General features: G+C 73.6%; 20 protein-coding genes. 6 read left to right on the forward strand and 14 right to left on the reverse strand.

Features of this window, described 5'->3' with window-relative positions; translation table 11 throughout:
- Window positions 1-50: 50 nt before the first annotated feature.
- A complete protein-coding gene (locus ACFYYB_RS01830; protein WP_389432627.1) occupies window positions 51-995 on the reverse strand; it encodes a TetR/AcrR family transcriptional regulator C-terminal domain-containing protein in 945 nt (314 codons plus the stop codon).
- 116 nt (window positions 996-1,111) lie between these two features.
- On the opposite strand from ACFYYB_RS01830, the gene ACFYYB_RS01835 reads away from it, so the two are divergent.
- Complete coding sequence (locus tag ACFYYB_RS01835; RefSeq protein WP_389432629.1) at window positions 1,112-2,674, forward strand: MFS transporter; 1,563 nt, start codon at window positions 1,112-1,114, stop codon at window positions 2,672-2,674.
- A 9-nt stretch (window positions 2,675-2,683) separates the two neighbouring features.
- Here the strand turns inward: ACFYYB_RS01835 and ACFYYB_RS01840 are convergent, their stop codons facing one another.
- Together ACFYYB_RS01840 and ACFYYB_RS01845 are read right to left on the reverse strand one after the other, a co-directional pair.
- Window positions 2,684-3,664, reverse strand: coding sequence for a phosphotransferase (locus ACFYYB_RS01840; RefSeq protein WP_389432630.1), 981 nt, complete (start codon window positions 3,662-3,664; stop codon window positions 2,684-2,686).
- 53 nt (window positions 3,665-3,717) lie between these two features.
- A complete protein-coding gene (locus tag ACFYYB_RS01845) occupies window positions 3,718-4,803 on the reverse strand; it encodes an S-(hydroxymethyl)mycothiol dehydrogenase (protein ID WP_389432631.1) in 1,086 nt (361 codons plus the stop codon).
- 250 nt (window positions 4,804-5,053) lie between these two features.
- On the opposite strand from ACFYYB_RS01845, the gene ACFYYB_RS01850 reads away from it, so the two are divergent.
- A complete protein-coding gene (locus ACFYYB_RS01850) occupies window positions 5,054-6,022 on the forward strand; it encodes a phosphotransferase family protein (RefSeq protein WP_389432632.1) in 969 nt (322 codons plus the stop codon).
- 14 nt (window positions 6,023-6,036) lie between these two features.
- Here ACFYYB_RS01850 and ACFYYB_RS01855 read toward each other — a convergent pair whose 3' ends face one another.
- Complete coding sequence (locus ACFYYB_RS01855) at window positions 6,037-6,981, reverse strand: LysR substrate-binding domain-containing protein (RefSeq protein ID WP_389432633.1); 945 nt, start codon at window positions 6,979-6,981, stop codon at window positions 6,037-6,039.
- A gap of 70 nt (window positions 6,982-7,051) precedes the next feature.
- Here ACFYYB_RS01855 and ACFYYB_RS01860 point away from each other — a divergent pair, with 70 nt between their 5' ends.
- On the forward strand, window positions 7,052-7,948 hold the full coding sequence (locus ACFYYB_RS01860) for a dihydrodipicolinate synthase family protein (RefSeq protein ID WP_389432634.1): 897 nt from the start codon (window positions 7,052-7,054) through the stop codon (window positions 7,946-7,948).
- 125 nt (window positions 7,949-8,073) lie between these two features.
- Here ACFYYB_RS01860 and ACFYYB_RS01865 read toward each other — a convergent pair whose 3' ends face one another.
- Window positions 8,074-8,622 (reverse strand): putative immunity protein, encoded by a 549-nt coding sequence (locus tag ACFYYB_RS01865; protein ID WP_389432635.1) that lies wholly within the window; start codon window positions 8,620-8,622, stop codon window positions 8,074-8,076.
- Window positions 8,623-9,046: 424 nt separating this feature from the next.
- On the opposite strand from ACFYYB_RS01865, the gene ACFYYB_RS01870 reads away from it, so the two are divergent.
- A complete protein-coding gene (locus tag ACFYYB_RS01870; protein WP_389432636.1) occupies window positions 9,047-9,721 on the forward strand; it encodes a LysM peptidoglycan-binding domain-containing protein in 675 nt (224 codons plus the stop codon).
- Here ACFYYB_RS01870 and ACFYYB_RS01875 read toward each other — a convergent pair.
- From ACFYYB_RS01875 to ACFYYB_RS01885, 3 genes are all read right to left on the reverse strand, one after another.
- Window positions 9,715-9,948, reverse strand: a complete 234-nt coding sequence (locus tag ACFYYB_RS01875) for a hypothetical protein (protein WP_389432637.1) — start codon at window positions 9,946-9,948, stop codon at window positions 9,715-9,717. The two genes, ACFYYB_RS01870 and ACFYYB_RS01875, sit on opposite strands and share 7 nt — an antisense overlap.
- Window positions 9,949-10,099: 151 nt before the next feature.
- Entirely contained in the window at window positions 10,100-10,744 is a 645-nt protein-coding gene (locus ACFYYB_RS01880) for a MerR family transcriptional regulator (protein WP_389432638.1), read from the reverse strand.
- Window positions 10,745-10,804: 60 nt separating this feature from the next.
- On the reverse strand, window positions 10,805-12,526 hold the full coding sequence (locus ACFYYB_RS01885) for a serine/threonine-protein kinase (RefSeq protein WP_389432639.1): 1,722 nt from the start codon (window positions 12,524-12,526) through the stop codon (window positions 10,805-10,807).
- A 197-nt stretch (window positions 12,527-12,723) separates the two neighbouring features.
- Here ACFYYB_RS01885 and ACFYYB_RS01890 point away from each other — a divergent pair, with 197 nt between their 5' ends.
- Window positions 12,724-13,209 carry an NUDIX domain-containing protein gene (locus tag ACFYYB_RS01890; RefSeq protein ID WP_389432640.1) on the forward strand — a complete coding sequence of 162 codons (486 nt, stop codon included), beginning with the start codon at window positions 12,724-12,726 and terminating at the stop codon, window positions 13,207-13,209.
- A gap of 21 nt (window positions 13,210-13,230) precedes the next feature.
- Here the strand turns inward: ACFYYB_RS01890 and ACFYYB_RS01895 are convergent, their stop codons facing one another.
- The 4 genes from ACFYYB_RS01895 to ACFYYB_RS01910 all read right to left on the reverse strand — a co-directional run bounded on the left by ACFYYB_RS01895 (window position 13,231) and on the right by ACFYYB_RS01910 (window position 15,744).
- Complete coding sequence (locus ACFYYB_RS01895; protein WP_389432641.1) at window positions 13,231-13,497, reverse strand: GlsB/YeaQ/YmgE family stress response membrane protein; 267 nt, start codon at window positions 13,495-13,497, stop codon at window positions 13,231-13,233.
- Window positions 13,498-13,592: 95 nt separating this feature from the next.
- Window positions 13,593-13,913 carry a hypothetical protein gene (locus tag ACFYYB_RS01900; protein ID WP_389432642.1) on the reverse strand — a complete coding sequence of 107 codons (321 nt, stop codon included), beginning with the start codon at window positions 13,911-13,913 and terminating at the stop codon, window positions 13,593-13,595.
- 5 nt (window positions 13,914-13,918) lie between these two features.
- Window positions 13,919-14,884, reverse strand: a complete 966-nt coding sequence (locus tag ACFYYB_RS01905; RefSeq protein ID WP_389432644.1) for a hypothetical protein — start codon at window positions 14,882-14,884, stop codon at window positions 13,919-13,921.
- Window positions 14,881-15,744, reverse strand: coding sequence for a phosphatase PAP2 family protein (locus ACFYYB_RS01910; protein ID WP_389432645.1), 864 nt, complete (start codon window positions 15,742-15,744; stop codon window positions 14,881-14,883). The genes ACFYYB_RS01905 and ACFYYB_RS01910 overlap by 4 nt, the downstream gene beginning before the upstream one ends.
- A 194-nt stretch (window positions 15,745-15,938) precedes the next feature.
- Here ACFYYB_RS01910 and ACFYYB_RS01915 point away from each other — a divergent pair, with 194 nt between their 5' ends.
- Window positions 15,939-16,583, forward strand: coding sequence for a TetR/AcrR family transcriptional regulator (locus ACFYYB_RS01915; RefSeq protein WP_389432646.1), 645 nt, complete (start codon window positions 15,939-15,941; stop codon window positions 16,581-16,583).
- A 182-nt stretch (window positions 16,584-16,765) separates the two neighbouring features.
- Here the strand turns inward: ACFYYB_RS01915 and ACFYYB_RS01920 are convergent, their stop codons facing one another.
- Window positions 16,766-17,302, reverse strand: a complete 537-nt coding sequence (locus ACFYYB_RS01920; protein WP_327302715.1) for a TerD family protein — start codon at window positions 17,300-17,302, stop codon at window positions 16,766-16,768.
- A gap of 154 nt (window positions 17,303-17,456) precedes the next feature.
- The gene (locus tag ACFYYB_RS01925) at window positions 17,457-18,626 is read right to left on the reverse strand and encodes a hypothetical protein (RefSeq protein WP_389432649.1); all 1,170 of its coding nucleotides are present in this window, start codon (window positions 18,624-18,626) and stop codon (window positions 17,457-17,459) included.
- Window positions 18,627-18,873 lie beyond the last annotated feature (247 nt).

The following is an 18,873-nucleotide window of genomic DNA, read 5'->3' on the forward strand; positions in this document are numbered from 1 at the left end:
GTCCCGGGGCCGGTGGGTGGTGACGACCGGGGCGGCGGGCCCGCCCGAGCTTACGCGAGGCCCCCGGCGGGACGCGGGCCCCCGGGGTGCCGCCCGGACCGCTCGATGAGTGCTTCCACTCCGTCCAGCATGCGCGCGAGCCCGAACTCGAAGAGCGTGCCGAGTTCGAGGGTGAACTCCTCCCCTTCGAAGAGGGTGGACAGGACCGGGAAGGAGCCGGCGGTCTGGATCGATTCCATCCGCGGTTCGTTGGCGGCCATCCATTCCTCGGGGGTGATGCCGGTGTCCTGCCGCGCCTGCGATTCCAGCTCGACGGCCGCCGCGACGCCCTGGGCGTACCCGATGAGGGCGAGGTGGACGTGGATGATCTGGTTCGGTGTCAGCCCCAGGCCGGTCAGGGCGGCGAGGACCCGCTCGGTGTACCGCATCGCGTGCGGCGTGGCCATCGGCCGGGTGAGGCCGGCCATGGCGCGCGCCAGCCAGGGATGGCGCTCGCACAGGACCCACAGCCACCGCGCCTCCTGCTCCAGCTGCGCACGCCAGCCGGGCGGTCGCGGCCCCGGCGGCTCCGCGCTGAACACCGTCTCCGACATGAGCCGTACGAGTTCGCCCTTGCTCGGGACGTGGCGGTAGAGCGCCATCGTGGAGACGCCGAAGTCGGTGGCGACTCGGCGCATGGACAGTGCGCCGAGCCCTTCGCCGTCGACGAGGGCGATCGCGGCGCGGATGATGCGGTCCCGGGTCAGTCCGTGAGGGGGAGCCGGGGGTCGCTCTCGTCCCGACTCGGCGACGACGGTGCCGACACCGGGTACGGGCCGCACCAGACCCTCCTGGTTCAGGGTGGCGAGCGCCTTCGTCGCCGTCGCCATGGCGACCCCCCACTCCTGGGTGATCCGCCGGGTGGAAGGGACGCGGGCACCGGGTGCGAGCTCGCCCGAGGTGATCCGCCGACGGATGTCGCCGGCGATGCGGAGGTAGGGCGGTTCCATGGCCATGAGGTGCACTGTACTAGTGCACTCCCACAGCGTTCGGGCCGGTCCAAGGCCTGTGTTGGCGGAGTGCACTAGGCACGTGTTTGCGGCGCACACCGCGGCCCGGTCTCCTGCCGTTCATGGACAACACACCAAGCCCCCGCGCGGGGCGCAAGGAATGGACCGCCCTCGGGGTCCTGATGCTGCCCCTGCTCCTCGTCTCGATGGACGTCTCGGTCCTGTACTTCGCGATCCCCTACGTCAGCCGGGACCTGGAGCCCAGCGCGACGCAGCAGTTGTGGATCCTGGACATGTACGGGTTCGTCCTCGCCGGGCTCCTCGTCACGATGGGCGCCCTCGGTGACCGGATCGGCCGGCGCACGCTGGTGCTCGCGGGGGCGGCGGTCTTCGGAGCGGCCTCGGTCGCGGCCGCGTACGCGTCCTCGGCCGAACTCCTCATCGCCGTGCGCGCGCTGCTGGGACTGGGCGGCGCCGCCCTGATGCCCTCGACCCTCGCCCTGATCCGCAATCTCTTCCACGACGAGGAACAGCGCGGCAGGGCGGTGACCCTGTGGACCGCCGTCATGACGACGGGCATCTCCCTGGGGCCCGTGGTCAGCGGTCTGCTGCTGGAGCACTTCTGGTGGGGCGCGGTCTTCCTGATCAACCTGCCCGCGATGGTTCTGCTGCTCGTGCTGGTGCCGTTCCTGGTACCGGAGTTCAAGTCGGCGAAGCGCGAGCCCTTCGACCTGCCGAGCGCGGCGCTGTCACTCGGCGCGGTGCTCCTGGTCATCTACGGCATCAAGGAAGGGGCCCGGCACGGGTACGAGCCGCTGCCCGCGCTCGCCATCGGCACGGGGCTGGTGCTCGGCCTCGTCTTCGTACGCCGCCAGCGGCACCTCGCGCATCCGGTGATCGACCTGGGCCTGCTCGGCCGACGTGCCTTCGGAGGCCCGGTGTTCGCCAGTCTCCTCGCGATGTTCGCCACGGTCGGGATGGCCGTCTTCCTGACCCAGTACCTGCAGTCGGTCCTCGGTCTGGGCCCGTTCGACGCCGCCCTGTGGAGCCTGGTGCCGGCCGCCGGAGTGGCCGTCGCGGCCCCGGCCGGAGCGGCCCTCGCCCAACGCGTCGACCGGGCGTACGTCATGGGCGGCGGCTTCCTCCTCTCCGGGTGCGGCTTCCTCTGGCTGACCCAGGTGCACACGGACTCGGCGCTCTGGTTCACCCTCGCGGGCTCCTCCCTGTACGTGGGCGGCCTCGTCGCCGCCATGACCCTCGCCAACGAACTCGCCCTCGGCGCGGCCCCGCCGGAGCGCGCGGGATCCGCCGCGGCCGTGATGGAGTCGGGCCAGGAGCTCGGCGGAGCCATGGGCATGGCGATCCTGGGGTCCATCGGGGCCGCGGTCTACAGCCGGGACATGGCGGCGGCGCTGCCGCCGGGCGTACCTCGGGCCGAGGCCGTACGCGAAACGCTCGGCGGGGCGACGGCTGCCGCGGCCGAGCTGTCCTCGGGGCCCGCGGATGCCCTACTGGCGGCCGCGCGGGAGGCCTTCACGCACGGGATGGGCTTCGCGGCCGTGGGCGCGGCCGTCACCATGGCCGGCGCCGCCTTCTTCTCGTTCACCTGGCTGAGGGGTGTGGGCACGACGGGGCGCCCGGCGCCTGCGCCGGCCGCCCCGCGGTCCGCCGCCCGCACCCCCTGACGGCCGGCTTCAGCGGGCGTCGCGCCACCAGTAGCGCCCGACGATGAGCTCCTCCAGCGAGCGGAGCCGGTCCGCGGCCATGCGCGCGTGGACCTCGGGGCGTTCCAGTGCGACACGGAGATCGGCCGCGAGGTGGGTCGCTTCGCGGACCTCGCAGCCTGCCCGAAGGGTGTCCGGGGAGGTATCCGTCGCACGGGCGACGACGTCGAGGACGCTCTCCATGTGCGGGCCGCTGAACCGGATCAGGAAGAACCAGTCGTCGACCGGATCCCCGAGGCGGGCCCATTCGAAGTCGAGCAGGGCCGTCACGGTCCGGCCGTGCGCGAGCCAGTTGTCCCAGTGGCAGTCCGCGTGGACCGGGACGACCGTACGGGCCCGCGGGGGCGCGTCCCGCGCGATCGCCCTCAGCCCGTCGAGCAGGCGGGGAGGTACGGTTCCGTGCCGGTCGCGCTCGGCCAGGCCCTCGATCTCGGCGAGGAACGCGGCCCGACTGGTGAACCCTCCGTGGTCGAGGGTCTCCCTCAGCGTCCGGTCGGCGTCGCCCTCGGGCACCCAGGCGTGCAGTCGGCCGAGCTGCTCGACCGCCTCCCCGGCCAACGCGCGCGCGGTCGCCGCGTCCACGCCGGGCATGCCCATGCCGGGAGCCGTTCCCGGCACGCGGGTGTAGCAGGCATAGCGGAGGTCGCCCGACTCCAGCCGGTGGGTCCCGCTGTCGAGCAGCGGGGCCGTCAGGCCGGCGGGCAGGTGGGGCGCGAGCGCGATCTCCCGGTTCAGCCGCGTGTGGGAGGCCGCATCGATGATCTTCACGACCACGTCCGGGCCCACGTACACGTGGTGGGAACCGCTCGCGGCGGTGGCCATGGGGCCGGGATCCCGTCCCAGGGCCGCCGCCGCGATCGCGCGGGCGGCGGCGTGCGCCCGGCTCGGGTCCGCCATCGGTTCGCGGGCGGTCAGAGGCCCCTCGGTTGCCGGAGGTACTTGGGTGGTCACCGGTCCTTCGGTGATGGTGACGGGGCCTTCGGTGGTCGCGGGTCCGTGGGTGCTCAGAGCTCGACCACCGAACGGAGTACCTCGCCGCGCTCCATGCGCGCGAAGGCCGCCTCGACATCGTCCAGTGCGATCCGCTCGGAGACGAACGCGTCGAGGTCGAGCCTGCCTTGCAGGTAGAGGTCGATGAGCAGCGGGAAGTCCCGCTCGGGCAGGCAGTCCCCGTACCAGGAGGACTTCAGGGCGCCGCCGCGGCCGAAGACGTCCAGGAGCGGGAGTTCGAGCTTCATCTCCGGCGTCGGCACGCCGACCAGCACCACCGTGCCGGCCAGGTCGCGTGCGTAGAACGCCTGCTTGTACGTCTCGGGGCGTCCGACGGCCTCGATGACCACGTCCGCGCCGTTGCCGCCGGTCAGCTCCTGGATGGCCTTGACCACGTCCTGCGTACCGCCGTTGACGGTGTGCGTGGCGCCGAGTCCGCGCGCCCACTCCAGCTTCCGGTCGTCCAGGTCCACGGCGATGATGCGGGAGGCTCCGGCCAGCTTGGCCCCGGCGACGGCGGCGTTGCCCACTCCCCCGCAGCCGATGACGGCCACGGAGTCGCCGCGGCCGACGTTGCCGGTGTTCAGGGCGGCGCCCAGGCCGGCCATCACCCCGCAGCCGAGCAGCCCGGCGGCGGCCGGCGAGGCGGCCGGGTCCACCTTGGTGCACTGGCCGGCGGCGACCAGGGTCTTCTCCGCGAAGGCCCCGATGCCGAGGGCCGGGGAGAGCGGGGTGCCGTCCTCCAGGGTCATGGGCTGGGTGGCGTTGTGCGTGGCGAAGCAGTACCAGGGGCGGCCGCGCTTGCAGGCACGGCAGCTGCCGCACACCGCGCGCCAGTTGAGGACGACGAAGTCGCCGGGGGCGACGGAGGTGACGTCCGGGCCGACCGATTCGACGACCCCGGCGGCCTCGTGACCGAGGAGGAAGGGGTACTCGTCGTTGATCCCGCCCTCCCGGTAGTGCAGGTCGGTGTGGCAGACCCCACAGGCCTGGACCCGTACGAGCGCCTCGCCGGGGCCCGGGTCGGGCACGAGGATCGTCGTGGTCTCCACCGGTGCGCCCTTGCTCCGGGCGATGACCCCTCGTACGCGATGCGTCACGTGCTACCCCGATCTCGATCACGGTCTTGTCTACGGTAAGTCGCCTGAAACCGGAGGTCCCGAGAGGGTTCCACCGGTCCGGCCAACGTACACGCGCTGTCCCGCCTGCGGGAGTTGCCCCGCGTTCGGGCGCGGTGTGCCGGGAAGCGGCGCGCGGTGTGCCGGCGCCGTGGCGCGCGGTCCGGTGCGGTGCCGGGCAGGGCACCAAAAACCCGTGGGGGACCGGGGCCCCCGCTGGTCTAATGCGCGCATGGACCACCACCGCCCGAAGTCCGATGCTCCGCCCCGCGACCCCTGGCTCGCGTACTTCGCCGATCGCGGGCATACGGGTGCCCACCGGATCGGCGCCGGTTCCGAGGGCGTCGTCTACCGGCTGGGCGGGGGCCGGGCCGCCAAGGTGTGGAGCGGCCGGCCGCCGGCCGGTCTCGATCTCACCCGCCAGGTGTACGCCGATCTGGCGCGCCGCCGCCTGCCCTTCGCCACGCCGGAGATCTTCGATGTCGAGGACCACGAGGGTGTCCTGGTGACGTACGAGCGCGAGCTGCCCGGAGACCCGATGAGGGTGGACTCCGCACACGCGGACTACGAGCGCGAGCTGCCCGCCGGCCAGAGCGAGGCGCTGCTCGCCGTCCTGCGCGGCCTGGCCTCCGTTCCCGGCACCGAGGCCATGCGCCGGCTGACCGTCCAGGGTGACGACCGTCCGCTGTGGCGGGATCACGACTCCTTCCGCGAGGCGCTCGCGGACTTGGTCCGGCGGGCCGCGGCCCGGCACGGCGGAGCCCTGGCCGCTTGTGTACCGGACTTCGGGGCGGGAGTGGAACGGACCCGCGCGGCCCTGCTCGCGCTCCCCGACGCCCCGGTGACGGCGATCCACGGCGACCTCGTCCCGCCCAACATCCACACCGACGCGGCCGGCCGGCCCGTCGCCGTGCTCGACTTCGGCTTCTGCACCACCGCGGGCGACCCGGCCTTCGAGGCCGCCGTGACGGCTGCCATCTGGGACATGTACGGGCCGCACGCCGAGGAACACACCGCGGAACTCACGGGGCTGTTCGCCGAGGAGCTCGGGTATCCGCCGGCGACCCTCGCCACCTATCGGACGGCGTACGCCCTCACGACCTACGACCTCTTCGGCCTGGACGAAGGCGACGGGCACTTCCGGTGGTGCGCGCAACAGCTGCGCCACAGCCCGGTGTTCAGGGGTACGCGGTCTGGCTGATCCGAGGGACCGCCTCAGGGCCGCTGCCCGGGCCCGGACAGTTCGGGCGGCAGCGCGGCCCGCAGGGCCGCGTCGAAGGCGGCCACGGCGGGGTGGGCGGCGGCGCCGCTGCGGAAGGCCACGTTGGTGCGGCGCTCCATGACGAGGCGGGTGAGCACGACGGCCGGATCCGCCTCCGCGGTGATCCCGAGCTGCGGCACCACGGCCACCCCCTGGCCGGCCGCGACCAGGGCGAGCACGGTCGCGAACTCGTCCACCTGGTGGCGGATCCTCGGCACGAACCCTGCGTCCTCGCAGGCCCGTACCGTCATCGCGTGGCAGAGCGTGCCGGGTGTGGCGGTGATCCAGGGCGCGTCGGCATGCGTACGGAGCAACGCGCGCTGCCCCGGGCCCCCGGGGCTCTCCCCCGCTCCGCCGGGCGCCGCCCGCTCCGGTGTCGCCAGGTACATCGCCTCCCGGTAGAGCGGCTGCGTGGCGAGCCCCGGCTCCTGTGGCGCGGGGACGAAGTCGTACGCGTGGATCAGGGCCACGTCCAGGTCCCCGGCGCGCAGCCCGTCCGCCACCGCCGCCGGGTCGGTCTCGAACACCATCGGCTCCAGTCCCGGGTGCCGGCGGGCCAGCTCCGCCAGGGCCGCGGGGACGACGGCCCTGGTCGCGGTGGGGAAGGAGCCGATCCGCAGTGCTCCGGCCAGTCCGCCGCGGGCCTCCGCGAGCTCGGCGTCGGCCCGCTCCAGCAGCTCCAGCACCGCGTCGGCGTGCCGGACCAGGTTCTGACCGGCGGCCGTGAGCCGGACCCGGCGACCGGTGCGCTCCAGCAGGGGCAGACCGGCCTCGCGTTCGAGGACCGAGAGCTGCTGGGACACCGCCGAAGGGCTGAAGGAGAGGGCCTCGGCCACCGCGGCGATGGTCCCCCGGTGGGCGAGTTCGCGCAGGAGGCGCAGGCGTCGTACATCGAGCATCGGATCAGCTTACGGTTCAGGTAAGAAACGCGAACTGGATTCGATGCTCGCGGACCGCCAGGCTCGACCCATGACCACCACGTATGCGCCGCAGGGAATCCACGTACCGCTGATCACCCCCTTCACCGCCGACGGCGAGGTCGCGGCCGACGCCCTGGAGGCGCTCGCCCACGAGGTGCTCGACGCGGGAGCCACCGGGGTCGTGGCCCTGGGCACCACCGGCGAGCCCGCCGCCCTCGACGAGGCCGAGCGCGACCTCGTCACCGACGTCTGCGCCCGGGTCTGCCGGGAGCGCGGGGCGACGCTGGTCGTGGGCGCCGGGGCGAGCGGGACGCGGGCCGCCGAGGAGTCGCTCGGGCGGCTGAAGCGGTGGCCCGAGGTGCGGGCCGCGCTGGTGACCGTGCCCGCGTTCGTCCGTCCGGCGGCCGCCGGCGTGCTGGCGCACTTCGAGCGGCTGGCGCGGGTGAGCCCCGTACCGCTGATCGTCTACCACGTCCCGTACCGCACCGGGCAGCCGCTGGACGCGGCCCTGCTGCGGGAGATCGGGGCGCTGCCCGGGGTGGCCGGAGTGAAGTACGCCGTCGGTTCGCTCGACGGGGAAGCCGTGGCGCTGCTCGGCGATCTTCCGGAGGGCTTCGCGGTGCTGGCCGGCGACGACACGTTCCTGTCGCCCCTGCTCGCGCTCGGCGCGGCGGGCGGGGTCCTCGCCTCGGCCCATCTCGCCACGGCGCGGTTCACCGAGCTCGCGGCCGCTTGGCGGGCGGGCGAAACGGACCGGGCCCGCGCCCTGGGCCATGGACTGGCCCGGCTCTCCGCGACCCTTTTCGCCGAGCCCAACCCTGCGGTGATCAAGGGGGTGTTGTACGCCCAAGGCCGCATCCCGACCCCTGCCGTACGCCTCCCCCTGCTGCCCGCGGGCACGGCATCGGTCGCGGCGGCGCTGCGGGAACTGGCGCACCTGACCTGACCCGCCCCCGGCCGGCGCCCCGCTCCGGGGCCCGGCCCGGGACACCGGCCCGCGACACCGGCCCGCGACGGCGCACGCCGCGCGGCCGGTCCCGGGCGCTCGCGGCGCCTCCGGCACCATTGGAGTCACTCGTCGAGGGTGAGCGAACGAAGGCCGTCGTCCAGCATCCGGATCAGTTCACCGACCCGTCCACCGCCGCTCGGCGCCGCCGGGAAGCGTCTGAGCACGTCGACGACGACCGGTGTCGCACGGTGCACCGCCTGCTCGACGTGCGCGGCACCCACGCTCCGATCGTCGTCGGCGACGAGCTCGGCCGCCCTGGCGGCGTGAGCGCCGGCTCCGAGAACGTGCTTGACCTGGGTGGCCTTGGCCAGTGGATGCAGGTAGGCGGCGCCCGCCGCGGACATCGCCGCCCGCGCCGCCTCGCGCGCGGCGGCCGTGTCGGCGCTCTGGGCCGCCTTGAGCGCCGCCCACGCGGTGTCGCGCAGGGCCTTCCCCCGCTCACCGCCGCGTGCGAACTCCCACGCGGCCGCGATGGCCTCTCGAGGCCGCACGTCGTCCCGCCGGCCGCCCTCGAACACGTCGAGCACCACTTCCGCGCACGCCGCGGCGAACGCGGTGACCTCACGAAGATCTTGCTTGCTGAGGGCGATCTCGCCCACGTCCCCTGTCATGGCTCCATCCTCGACCACGGCACCCCCGGGGACGGCCGAGGACGGCACGCTCGCATACGAGGGCCGATTGACCCGGGATGGGCGATTCGCCGCCAACGGGCGTGTCGCCCGAATCGGCCCCGGCGACGGGCGACTTGCCCGAATTGAGCTTCCGGCCGCCGACCCGTGATGTGAGTCACGCCGACGGCGTCAACATCATTTCCCCACGAGGGGCGATTCCCTTTTCCCGGTTGGATATTCGCGAATTCCCGGAGACCTTTTCAAGGTCATCCATCGGCCGGAATGCCGGAAGTTGATCTCCCGGTCGAATTCGTGTCTTGTTCCGGCCCGCAGGCCTCGCCTACGGTCACCTCATTCCAGGCGGTCAGCTGCCGAATCCGGCCTCCGCCAGGGCTCTTCCGTCCCCCACGTGAGGAATTCCGCCATGCCCGCACAGGGAAAGCACCGCCGGCCGAAGCAGCACCACGCACTCACCCGCAAGCTGGCCCTCGCCGGTACGGGCAGCGCGGCGCTGGCCCTCCCGCTGATCAGCGCGACCACGGCCGGGGCGGCCGAGGCGGCCATCGCCCCGACGACGTATTCGGTGGTCAGCGGTGACACCCTGAGCAAGATCGCGGCCGAGCACTCCATCGGCGGCGGCTGGCAGAAGCTCTACGAGGCCAACAAGAGCATCGTCGGCGCCAACCCTTCGGCCATCCGCCCCGGCCTGAAACTGAAGCTCACCACGGCAGCCGCTCCCGCCGCCGCCCCGGCCGCGGCCAAGGCCGCCACCGGCTACGCGAACAACCTCGACGGCTGGATCCGCGAGTCGCTCGACGTCATGGCGCAGCACGGAATTCCCGGTAGCTACGACGGAATTCACCGCAACGTCATGCGCGAATCCTCGGGGAATCCGCTGGCCATCAACAACTGGGACTCCAACGCCGCGGCGGGCATCCCCTCCAAGGGGCTCCTCCAGGTCATCGACCCGACCTTCCAGGCCTATCACGTGCCCGGCACCCCGATGGACTCCTACGACCCGGTCGCCAACATCACGGCCGCCTGCAATTACGCGGCGGCCCGCTACGGTTCGATCGACAACGTCAACGGCGCCTACTGAACGAGCTCGTGGTGGGCCGCTCCCCACTCGTCGACGTCCACCGAGGCGTGCACGACGGGACCGGCCCCGTCCGCCCCGGTGGACAGGTGCTTGAACAGCAGATCGAGCACCGCCGCGCTCAATTCGGCCTGGACCTCCACGGTCAACGCGTGCGGGGCCGACGCGAATCCGCGCCGGTCGAAGCTGTCGGACAAGCTCGCCGAATAGTCGACGGCGATCCGCGGCATCGGGAGATCCGATCGTTCTCGGTGACCCGGCCCGCGGAGGACCGCGTCGCGCGGTGACGGGTGGGGTCCTGAACTCGACTGCCGCCCGCCGGCTCTTGCGCAAGGCCCGGGTGACGCCCGCGATGACGGCCGCCCGCCCCACGGCCCCGGTTCAGTCCAGCCCGTACCGCCTCGCCGACTCCTCCTCCTGCGCCAGCCGGTGCATGGCCTTCAGTACCGGCTGGACGAGGACGACCGCGGCCACCGCCGTCTCGACCTTCTCCTCCTCGGAGGGGTAGGTCTCCATGAAGTCGAAGTCGCGCACGGCCGCCCCGTACATCAACTCGGCATACGGGGCCATCAGTTCGGCGTTCCACGGATAGTCGAGCCGCAGGAGGGCGGCCACCGCCGACACGAGCGAGCGGTGGACGGGGGACAGCTCCCCCACCTCGCGGGCCGACGACCAGCCCAGCATCTCCAGCAGCCGGTCCACTTCGCGCCGCGCGGCGAGCACCGCCGGGTCCTCGCCGTCCGGCTCGGGCCCTTGCGGCAGGGCCCACAGTGCGGCGCCTATCCGCATCGTCCGCCCCAGGGACTCGTCGTCCACGTGCGCGAGCACGTCCCGGGCCGTGGCCACCGCGATCCCGCCGACCTGGATCAGCGCACGGACCAGCCGCAGCCGCCGCAGGTGCCCCTCGTCGTAGTCGGCGGTCGTCGCGCTGACCCGGCGGCCCGGCGCCAACAGGCCTTCGCGCAGGTAGTACTTGATCGTCGCCGTGGAAACGCCACTGCGCTCGCTCAGCTCCGCCAGCCGCATCCGTTGAACCCTCCCCCTTGGACAGTCCCGCTATCCAAGCATGCACGGAGGGGCCCCGCGTCAGCCCCCGTAGACTTTTTTGATCTTGAAGTCGGTGCCCGCGAGAACGTAACCGCCCTGCCCGTACGGGTCGTCGATGTACGGGCGGATCGCGGGAGCGCCGAGCCAGGGGGACACGTTGAGGTAGCGCGAACTCGGGATCTCGACGCCGAGCTCCTTCTTCGCCTGGTCCATCAGGGCGGGCAGGCGGTCCCAGTCGATCGCGGACATGTCCATCAGCTCGTCCTTGACGGTGCCCGCCGGGCCGGTGCGCTTGGCGACGCCGCCGCGGTACTGCCAGGAGTCGACGGTCCTGGCTCCGGGTGCGGTGGGGATGTCGGCGAGCACGTACTCGTCGTAGACCTTCATGTCCACGAAGGTGGTGGTCCCCGCCTGCCGCTTGAAGGCCGCGATGGCGGTACGGATGCCGGCCGGGGTGATCATGCCGCCCGCGGGCGGGGCGGCCGGCTTCGGCGTGCTCGCCTTGGGGGTGGGGGTCGGCGTCAGGGCCACGGCGGTGCCCTGGGCCGGGGAGGCGGATGCGGACGCGGACGGGGTGCGCGAGGGCTGTACGTCTGCGCCCTTGCCCGTGGAGCCGCCGTCGTTCCCGTCGGGCAGCCATTTGACGAGCCCGACGACGCCTGCGGCAAGGACCACCGCGAGGAACCCGGCGAGCAGGGGCGGACGACGGCGGCGACGCGGGGCGGGCGGCCCCTGGAAGGTCACGGGGACGGTGGAGGCGTACGGGTTGCCCGCGCCGGGGACGAACGGCGTCGGCGGTGCCGGGAGCGGTACCGATGCGGGCCCCATGGCGTGCCCGTGGGCCGGGGTCGCCGGCCCGAAGCTGCCGAAGCTGCCCAGGGCCACCGGCGGTGCCGCCGGGGCGGCGCCGCCGAGAGCACTGCTCGCACCACGGAGCAGCGCTTCCAGTTCCTCGGCGTCGGGCCGCACGGACAGGTCCCGTACCAGCAGCCGTTCCAGTACGGGTCCCAGCGGGCCGGACCGGACCGGCGCGGGGATCGGCTCGTCGAGCACCGCGACCACGGTGGCCAGGCTGGTGGCCCGGCGCAGCGGGTGCACCCCCTCGGCGGCCACGTAGAGCAGCATCCCGAGCGACCACAGGTCGGAGGCGGCCAGCCCCTCCGCGCCGCGCGCCCGCTCGGGGGCTATGTACTCCGGCGAGCCGATCAGCGCACCGGTCGAGGTCAGCCCGGTCGCGCCGTGCAGGGCGGCGATCCCGAAGTCGGTGAGCACGGCGGAGCCGTTGGGGCGCAGGAGCACGTTGGCCGGTTTCACGTCGCGGTGCAGCACCCCCTCCGCGTGCGCGGCCCGCAGCGCGGAGAGCAGGTCGAGCCCGAGGCGCAGCACGTCCGCCACCGGCAGCGGCCCGCCCTCCAGCCGGTCGGCCAGGGAGCCGCCCCTGACGAGCTCCATCACGATCCACGGATGGCCGTCCGAGCCGGGCTCGGGCTCCACGATGTGGTGGATGGTGACCACGTTCGGGTGGGCGAGCCGGGCGAGGGCCCTGGCCTCCCGGACGGCCCGTTCGCGCAGTTGGACGACGAGCCCGGGCTGCGCGGCGGCGGTCGCCGGGTCCGGCGGCCGCACCTCCTTGAGCGCGACCTCCCGGTCCAGTGCGATGTCGCGGGCGCGCCACACCGTCCCCATCCCGCCACTACCCAGGGGCCGCGCGAGTTCGAAGCGCCCGTCGATCAACCGTCTGCCGGCCTCACTGCTGTCCATGGCCGGTCATCGTAGGCGCCACCACCGACGCCGGCGTACCCGTACCGGGACGTGGACATCACGGGCACGGTCGGGGCACGGGTCCGTGCCGGGGCACGGGTCCGGACGGGGCGGCATCCGGAGTGGACCGTACGCGGTGTGGGTAGTGAGCCTGCCCGATGTCCCCGAGGGGCCGAGGCCCGGACGGAGGTGGAACGGTGTCCGCATGGCTCCCGCCCGCCGAGTACCTCAAGACCATCCCCGCGGCGTCCTCGTACGCCTGCCTCTACTTCACCGACACCGCCGGCCGCCCGGTGCAGCTCCGCGCCACGTACTCCACGGAGCTCTGGCAGTGGCCGGGCGGGAACATGGACCACGGCGAGACCCCGTGGGAGTGCGCGCTCCGGGAGTGCCTGGAGGAGACGGGCATCTCCTTCGAGGGCGAGCGGAAGCTGCTGGGCACGCAGTTCATCGCCGACCGGGGGGAGGCCTGGCCCGCGAACCACATCGGTTTCCTCTTCGACGGCGGCACCCTCACCGACGAGCAGATCGCCGCCATCGTCCTGGACCCCGAGGAGCACAGCGAGGTGCGGGTCCACTCGGTGCGGGAGTGGGAGGCGCTGATGACCCCCTCGAACTTCGCCCGCCTGCGGGAGATCGATGTGGCACGGCGTACCGGCACCGTGGCCTACATGGAGGTCTGACCCGGCCCGCCGCTGCGCCGGTCAGTTGCGGGAGTTGCCGAAGAGCAGTCGGTAGGCGACCAGGAGGACCAGAGAGCCCGCGATGGCGGAGCCCCAGGTCGCGAGGTCGAAGAAGTCGTTCTGGATCGACCGGTTCAGGAACTTCGCCGAGAGCCAGCCGCCGGTGAACGCGCCGGCGATGCCGATGAGGGTGGTCCCGATCAGGCCGCCCGGGTCACGGCCGGGCAGCAGGACCTTGGCGATCCCGCCCGCCAGCAGTCCGAGGATGATCCAGCCGATGATGCCCATGCCCGTTCGCTCCGCTTCGCTGTGCGCGCCTCGTCGTGCGCGCGATGTCCGTTCAGGTCTCACAGGAGGAGACGCGTGAACAGGCGAAACGGTTCTCAGACGGACCTGCGGGACCCGGGGGCGGGCGTGAGGACGGCGATCGCGACCAGGCCCAGCACCGCGGCTCCCGCGACTCCCGGCGCCAGGAATCCGCCGCGGGAGCGCCAGGACAGCACCGACCACGTCGACTGGGCGGAGGCGAACGAGCCCGCGCTCAGCACGGATCCCACCGAGGCCGCCGACAGGGCCGAGCCGATCGAGCCGACCGACAGCACGCTGCCGACCGACCCGATGGAAAGGATCGAGCCCACCGAACCGATGGAGAGGATCGAGCCCTTGGAGCGCAGCGAGAGGAACGAACCGTCGTCGGCAGGCATGCGGCTCATGCTGCCACACGCGCCATCGCCGCGGCCTGAGGTACGGCTTGGGGCGCGGCCTGAGGTACGGCCGGAGGAGCAGCCTGAGGTACGACCGGAGGTACGGCCGGAGGAGCGACCTGGGGCGCGGCCTGAGCCGGAACGGCCGCCGTCTGCCGCGGTGCCCGCGTGAGCAGCAGCACTCCCCGGGCCGCCGCGAGCGCTCCCGCCACGGCCAGCAGGACCCCGAACGCGCCCCCTTGGATCCGCTCGCCCAGCAGGATCATGCCGATCGCGGCCGCGGCCAGCGGGTTGGTCAGGTTGACCACCGCGAGCGGGGCTCCCAGGCCGCCCCGGTAGGCCCGCTGGGACAGGAGCATGCCCCCGACCGCGAAGACCACCACGAGCAGTGCCACCGAGACGACCCGGACGCTGAGCAGGGAACCGCCCCGGCCGCCCGCCACGGCCACGGTCTGGGTCAGGGCGGAGGCCGCCGCGGAGGCCAGCCCCGACGCCGTCGCGTGGCGCAGCCCCGAGCGGGTGTCGCTCCGCGCGGTCAGCAGCATGATCACCCCGGCCGTGGCTCCGGAGACGGCGAGCGCCTCGGCCAGGGTCAGGGTCTCGTCGGGGGACGGGCCGGAGGCGGGCACCAGGAGCAGGCCGAGGCCTATGACGGTGGCCAGGGTGCCGCGCCACTCCGTGGCCACGACACGCCGCCCGGCGCCGCGCGCACCGAGCGGTACGGCGGCGACGAGGGTGAGCGCGCCGAGCGGCTGGACCAGGGTGAGCGGCCCGTACCTCAGCGCGGCGGCGTGCAGGAGCGCGGCGGCGGCGTTCAGGCCCGCCGACCACCACCAGGCGCCGTTGCCGAGCAGCGCCGTGGCGCTGCGGGCGACCGCGCGGCGGGCGAGGCGTTCCTGGGCGACGGCCGCGGCCGCGTAGGTGACGGCCGCCGCGAGGCAGAGCAGGACGGCGAGGAGCGTGGCGTTCACCGGACCGCCCCTACGGGCTCCACCGGTTCGGCGGGCCTCACCGTGCCCGCACCCCCAGCGGCGGGCACCGGTGCCGGTGCCGGACGCCCGCCCGGCACGCTCCGCCGGGCGACGAGGGACCGGCCGGCGAGCGGGCGGCCGACCGGGCGCGGGACGAGCCACAGGGCCGCCCCGAGGAGCAGCGTGGCGACGACCGCGTCGAGCCAGTAGTGGTTGGCCGTGCCGACGACCACCAGCAGGGTCACCAGCGGGTGCAGCAGCCACAGGGCGCGCCACCGCGAGGAGGTCGCGGCGATCATCCCGAGGGCCAGCATCAGCGCCCATCCGAAGTGCAGCGAGGGCATCGCGGCGAACTGGTTGGCCATGGTGTCGGCGGCGGGCGCGGCCCCGTAGACGGTCGGTCCGTAGACCTGGCCGGTGTCGATGAGGTGCGCCGCTCCCAGCATCCGCGGGGGTGCCAGGGGGAAGGCCAGGTGGATGACGAGGGCCGCGCCGGTCAGGACGGCCAGGACCCGGCGGGTCCAGAGGTAGTGCGCGGGGCGGCGGAGGTAGAGCCAGACCAGGAAGAGCACGGTGGCGGGGAAGTGCACGGCCGCGTAGTAGGTGTTCGCGGTGTGCACGAGGGCGTCGCCGTGCAGGAGCAGGCGCTGGACCAGGCCCTCGCCGGGCAGGTGCAGGGTGCGCTCGGCGTCCCAGACCCGGGCGGCGTTGCGGAAGGCCTCGTCCGTGCGTCCGGTCGCGAGCGTGCGGCCGAACTTGTAGACGGCGAAGAGGCTCAGGACGAGCAGCAGCTCGCGTATCAGGCGGCGGCGGGCGCCCGGCCCCGTACGGGCCCCGGCGGGTGTGGTGTGGGAGGTCATCCCCCGGTCTCGCTTCCTGTACACGGCTTCACGACTGTCAATCGACACACCAGTGTATCGATACATTCTCGTATCGATACGAGTGTGTACCGATACGCTCGCGTTCCCGTAGACTTTCACTACAGACCGCCGCGCCGCGACCGAAATATCGCCGCACGGCAGGACGTGGCACGCACCATCGAGGAGAGCCGCCCATGACGTCGCCGACGCCGGAAGCCGTTCCGGCCCCCGCGCGCCGCTCCAAGATCACACCGGAGCGGGAGCAGCAGCTCTACGACGCCGTGCTGGAGCAGTTGCGCGAGGACGGCTACGAGGCGCTGACCATGGAAAAGATCGCTGCCCGGGCCACCTGCGGGAAGTCCACGCTCTACCGGCAGTGGAAGACCAAACCCCAGCTCGTCGCCGCCGCCCTGCGGGCGGACCGGCGCGGGACCCTCGCCGCGGTGGACACCGGAACCCTGGCGGGCGACCTGCGCGAGGCGGCCCGGCTCGCCGCCTGCACCTCGGGGCGCGACACCCGGCTGACGCAGGCCCTCGGACACGCGGTACTGAGTGACGAGGAGCTGAAGGCGGCCCTGCGCGAGGCTCTGGTGGAGCCGGAGCTGGCGGCCTTCGACTCGATCGTGGCGCGGGCCGTGGCCAGGGGCGAGCTCGCTCCCGGGCACCCCGCCGTGGAGTTCCTGCCCGCGCAGCTGATGGGCGTGCTGCGCATCCGGCCCGTACTGGAGGGACGCTTCGCCGACGCCGAGTACCTCGTGCGGTTCGTCGACGCCTGCCTGCTGCCGGCGCTGGGCGTGGCCCCGCCGGCAGCGGACCGGGCCCCTGAACCGGGCCCCTGAACCGGGCCACCCGAACCAGCGGGCCGCCGTCCCCGATGACCGGACGGTGACCCGCTCGCGCTGCCTCGTGGGGACGGTGGCAGCGCGGCCCCCGGACCGGACGGCGGGCACTCCCTCGCGGAGTGACCGCCGACCGGTCCGTGCGGCCGTCCGTGCGACTGCCGCCTACCCCTGCGGCAGGCTCAGCTCCGAGCCGCGCCCATCGCCCGGGCGAACTCCTCCGGGTCGGCGTCGAAGCCCCGTACCGTCGGGTCGATCGACCAGACCCCGTCGGCGTCGCGGGTGAACTCGGCGACCGTGACCGCGCTCGCCGCGCCGAAGCCGGCGAGGTCGTCCACGGCGAGATCCGTGTAGCCCTCCCGGATGCGCAGCCCCTTGCCCGCGACCTCGGCAAAGGTCAGCGCCGGTCCGCCACCGGGCCGCTGGATCACCACGCCCACCACGACCCGGTTCGACGCGTCGGCGATCCGCGTCAGTTCGAGGGTCATGACCTCGTCGAAGCCCAGGCCCAGCCCGGTCCTGCTGTCCCGGTTCAGCGTGATGGTGCCGTCGGGCGACCGGCTGCCGAAGTGCACCAGGTGGACGGGCTCCCCGTACGGGTCCGCGGCCGGGTAGACCGCGGCGAGCAGGTCGAGGTCGTGGACGGGCGCTCCCGCCGGGCTGGGATCCCACCGCAGCGCGATCTCCACCTTGGCCAGGCCCTTGCGTACTCCGCTCACCGAACTCCCCCTCCGAACACCGTGCGTTGCCCCGCCATGCTGTCACGGGTCCCGCCCCGGGGCTCGAACGACCGTACGTTCCCGGCCAGTCCGGAGCCCGCGGCGGGGGCAGCGGGTCCGGCGGGCCCGGCGCGGGCGGCAGGTTCGGCGTCGGCTACCAGTCCCCGTCCTGTACGGGCTTGCCCGGCCGGGGCCCGTTCCCCAGCGGCGCGATCTGGCCGGGGGCGGGTTCCGCCCACGGAGCCTCGTCGGCGCCCAGCCATTCGCCCACCGGCCGCACCTGGCCGAGGGGGTCGGAGGGGGCGAGATCGGCGCCGCCCTCGTCGTAGTAGTCGAACCACGGCAGCCCGGCCTTGGTGTAGGCGGCCCGGTCCACGGGTGACGGGGGCGGCTCCTCCCCGGTGATCCTGCGCCACGCGGGCGGGGTCACCAGGTGGACGAAGACCCGCGCGGCCGGCTCGGACGCCCAGTCCTTCGCCTTGCGGTCGTCGCGGTACACCTCCTGCCGCATGGAACCGCCGACGCCGAGCCCCATCGCCGGGGCCGCCTGCGGCACCGGCCCGCCGCCCGAGCGCCGCAGCGGTCCCGCGGCCGAGGCCGCCGGGGCCGCGGGAGCTCCGGGAGGCCCGCCCGGCGCCGGGGCCGCCATCGGCGGCGGCACCGGCATCCCGGGGGCCGCTCCGTAGCCGCCGCCCCCGTACCCGCCCGGATGGCCACCCGGCGGCAGGGTCCCGTACGGAAGACCGCCGACCCGCGGGGCCCTGGCCGTGCGCGCCCGCTCGCGCTCCTCGTCCCGCCACCGCGCCAGCGCCTTCGCGCCGAGCGGGAAGGCCTGGAGCTGGACGCCGCCCGCGGTCTCCTCGCCGGTGACCTGGCCCTCCACGGTGGCGCCGAGCCCCAGCGGGACGGCGACGAACTGGCGGACCGTCCCCGTGCCCGAATTGATCCCGTCCAGCCACGGCTGGCGCGGCAGCACGAGGTAGTTCTGCGGCCGGCGCCCGAGCCTGCCCGTCCACCGCTCGCCGGAGACGGCGCACACCTTGCCGACCCCGACCTGGAGCGCCGTGGGCTCCCGGGTGCCGCCGAAGCTGAGCCACATCGCCTCGCGCAGGTACACGGGGAGCATCACGCCTCCCTTGGCGAGCCAGTCCGCCGGAACCGTGTCCGGATAGTCCTCCACCCGACGCAGCGGGAACTCCCCCAGCCCCGGCGGCAGATTGTGCGTACCGGTCTCCGGCAGCCGCAGCGTCCGCATGAAACGGACCTGCGCCCCCTCGCCCAGCAGCAGCGCGTTCCCCTCGACCCGTACTCCGCTTTCGGCCACCGACCGGCCCCTCTCCCGTTCAAAGCCGGATTCACAGCAAGATCTGCCGCCGTTCCGGATCGTGACCCTCAAGATTTGCTCAGATGTCGTGACACCGCGCCCGACGAGTTCCTAGCTTCCTCATATACGCGTCCACCAGCCCCCGCGGTTCCCCGCGCCCCGGCCCGGTCCCGGGTGCCCTCCGCGCGCTCCCGCGCGGCTCCGCCCGCCCGCGACGCTCGCGTATCCGTGTACCCCAGGAAAGAGT

The organism is Streptomyces sp. NPDC002886, assembly GCF_042888445.1.
Classification (GTDB): Bacteria; Actinomycetota; Actinomycetes; order Streptomycetales; family Streptomycetaceae; genus Streptomyces.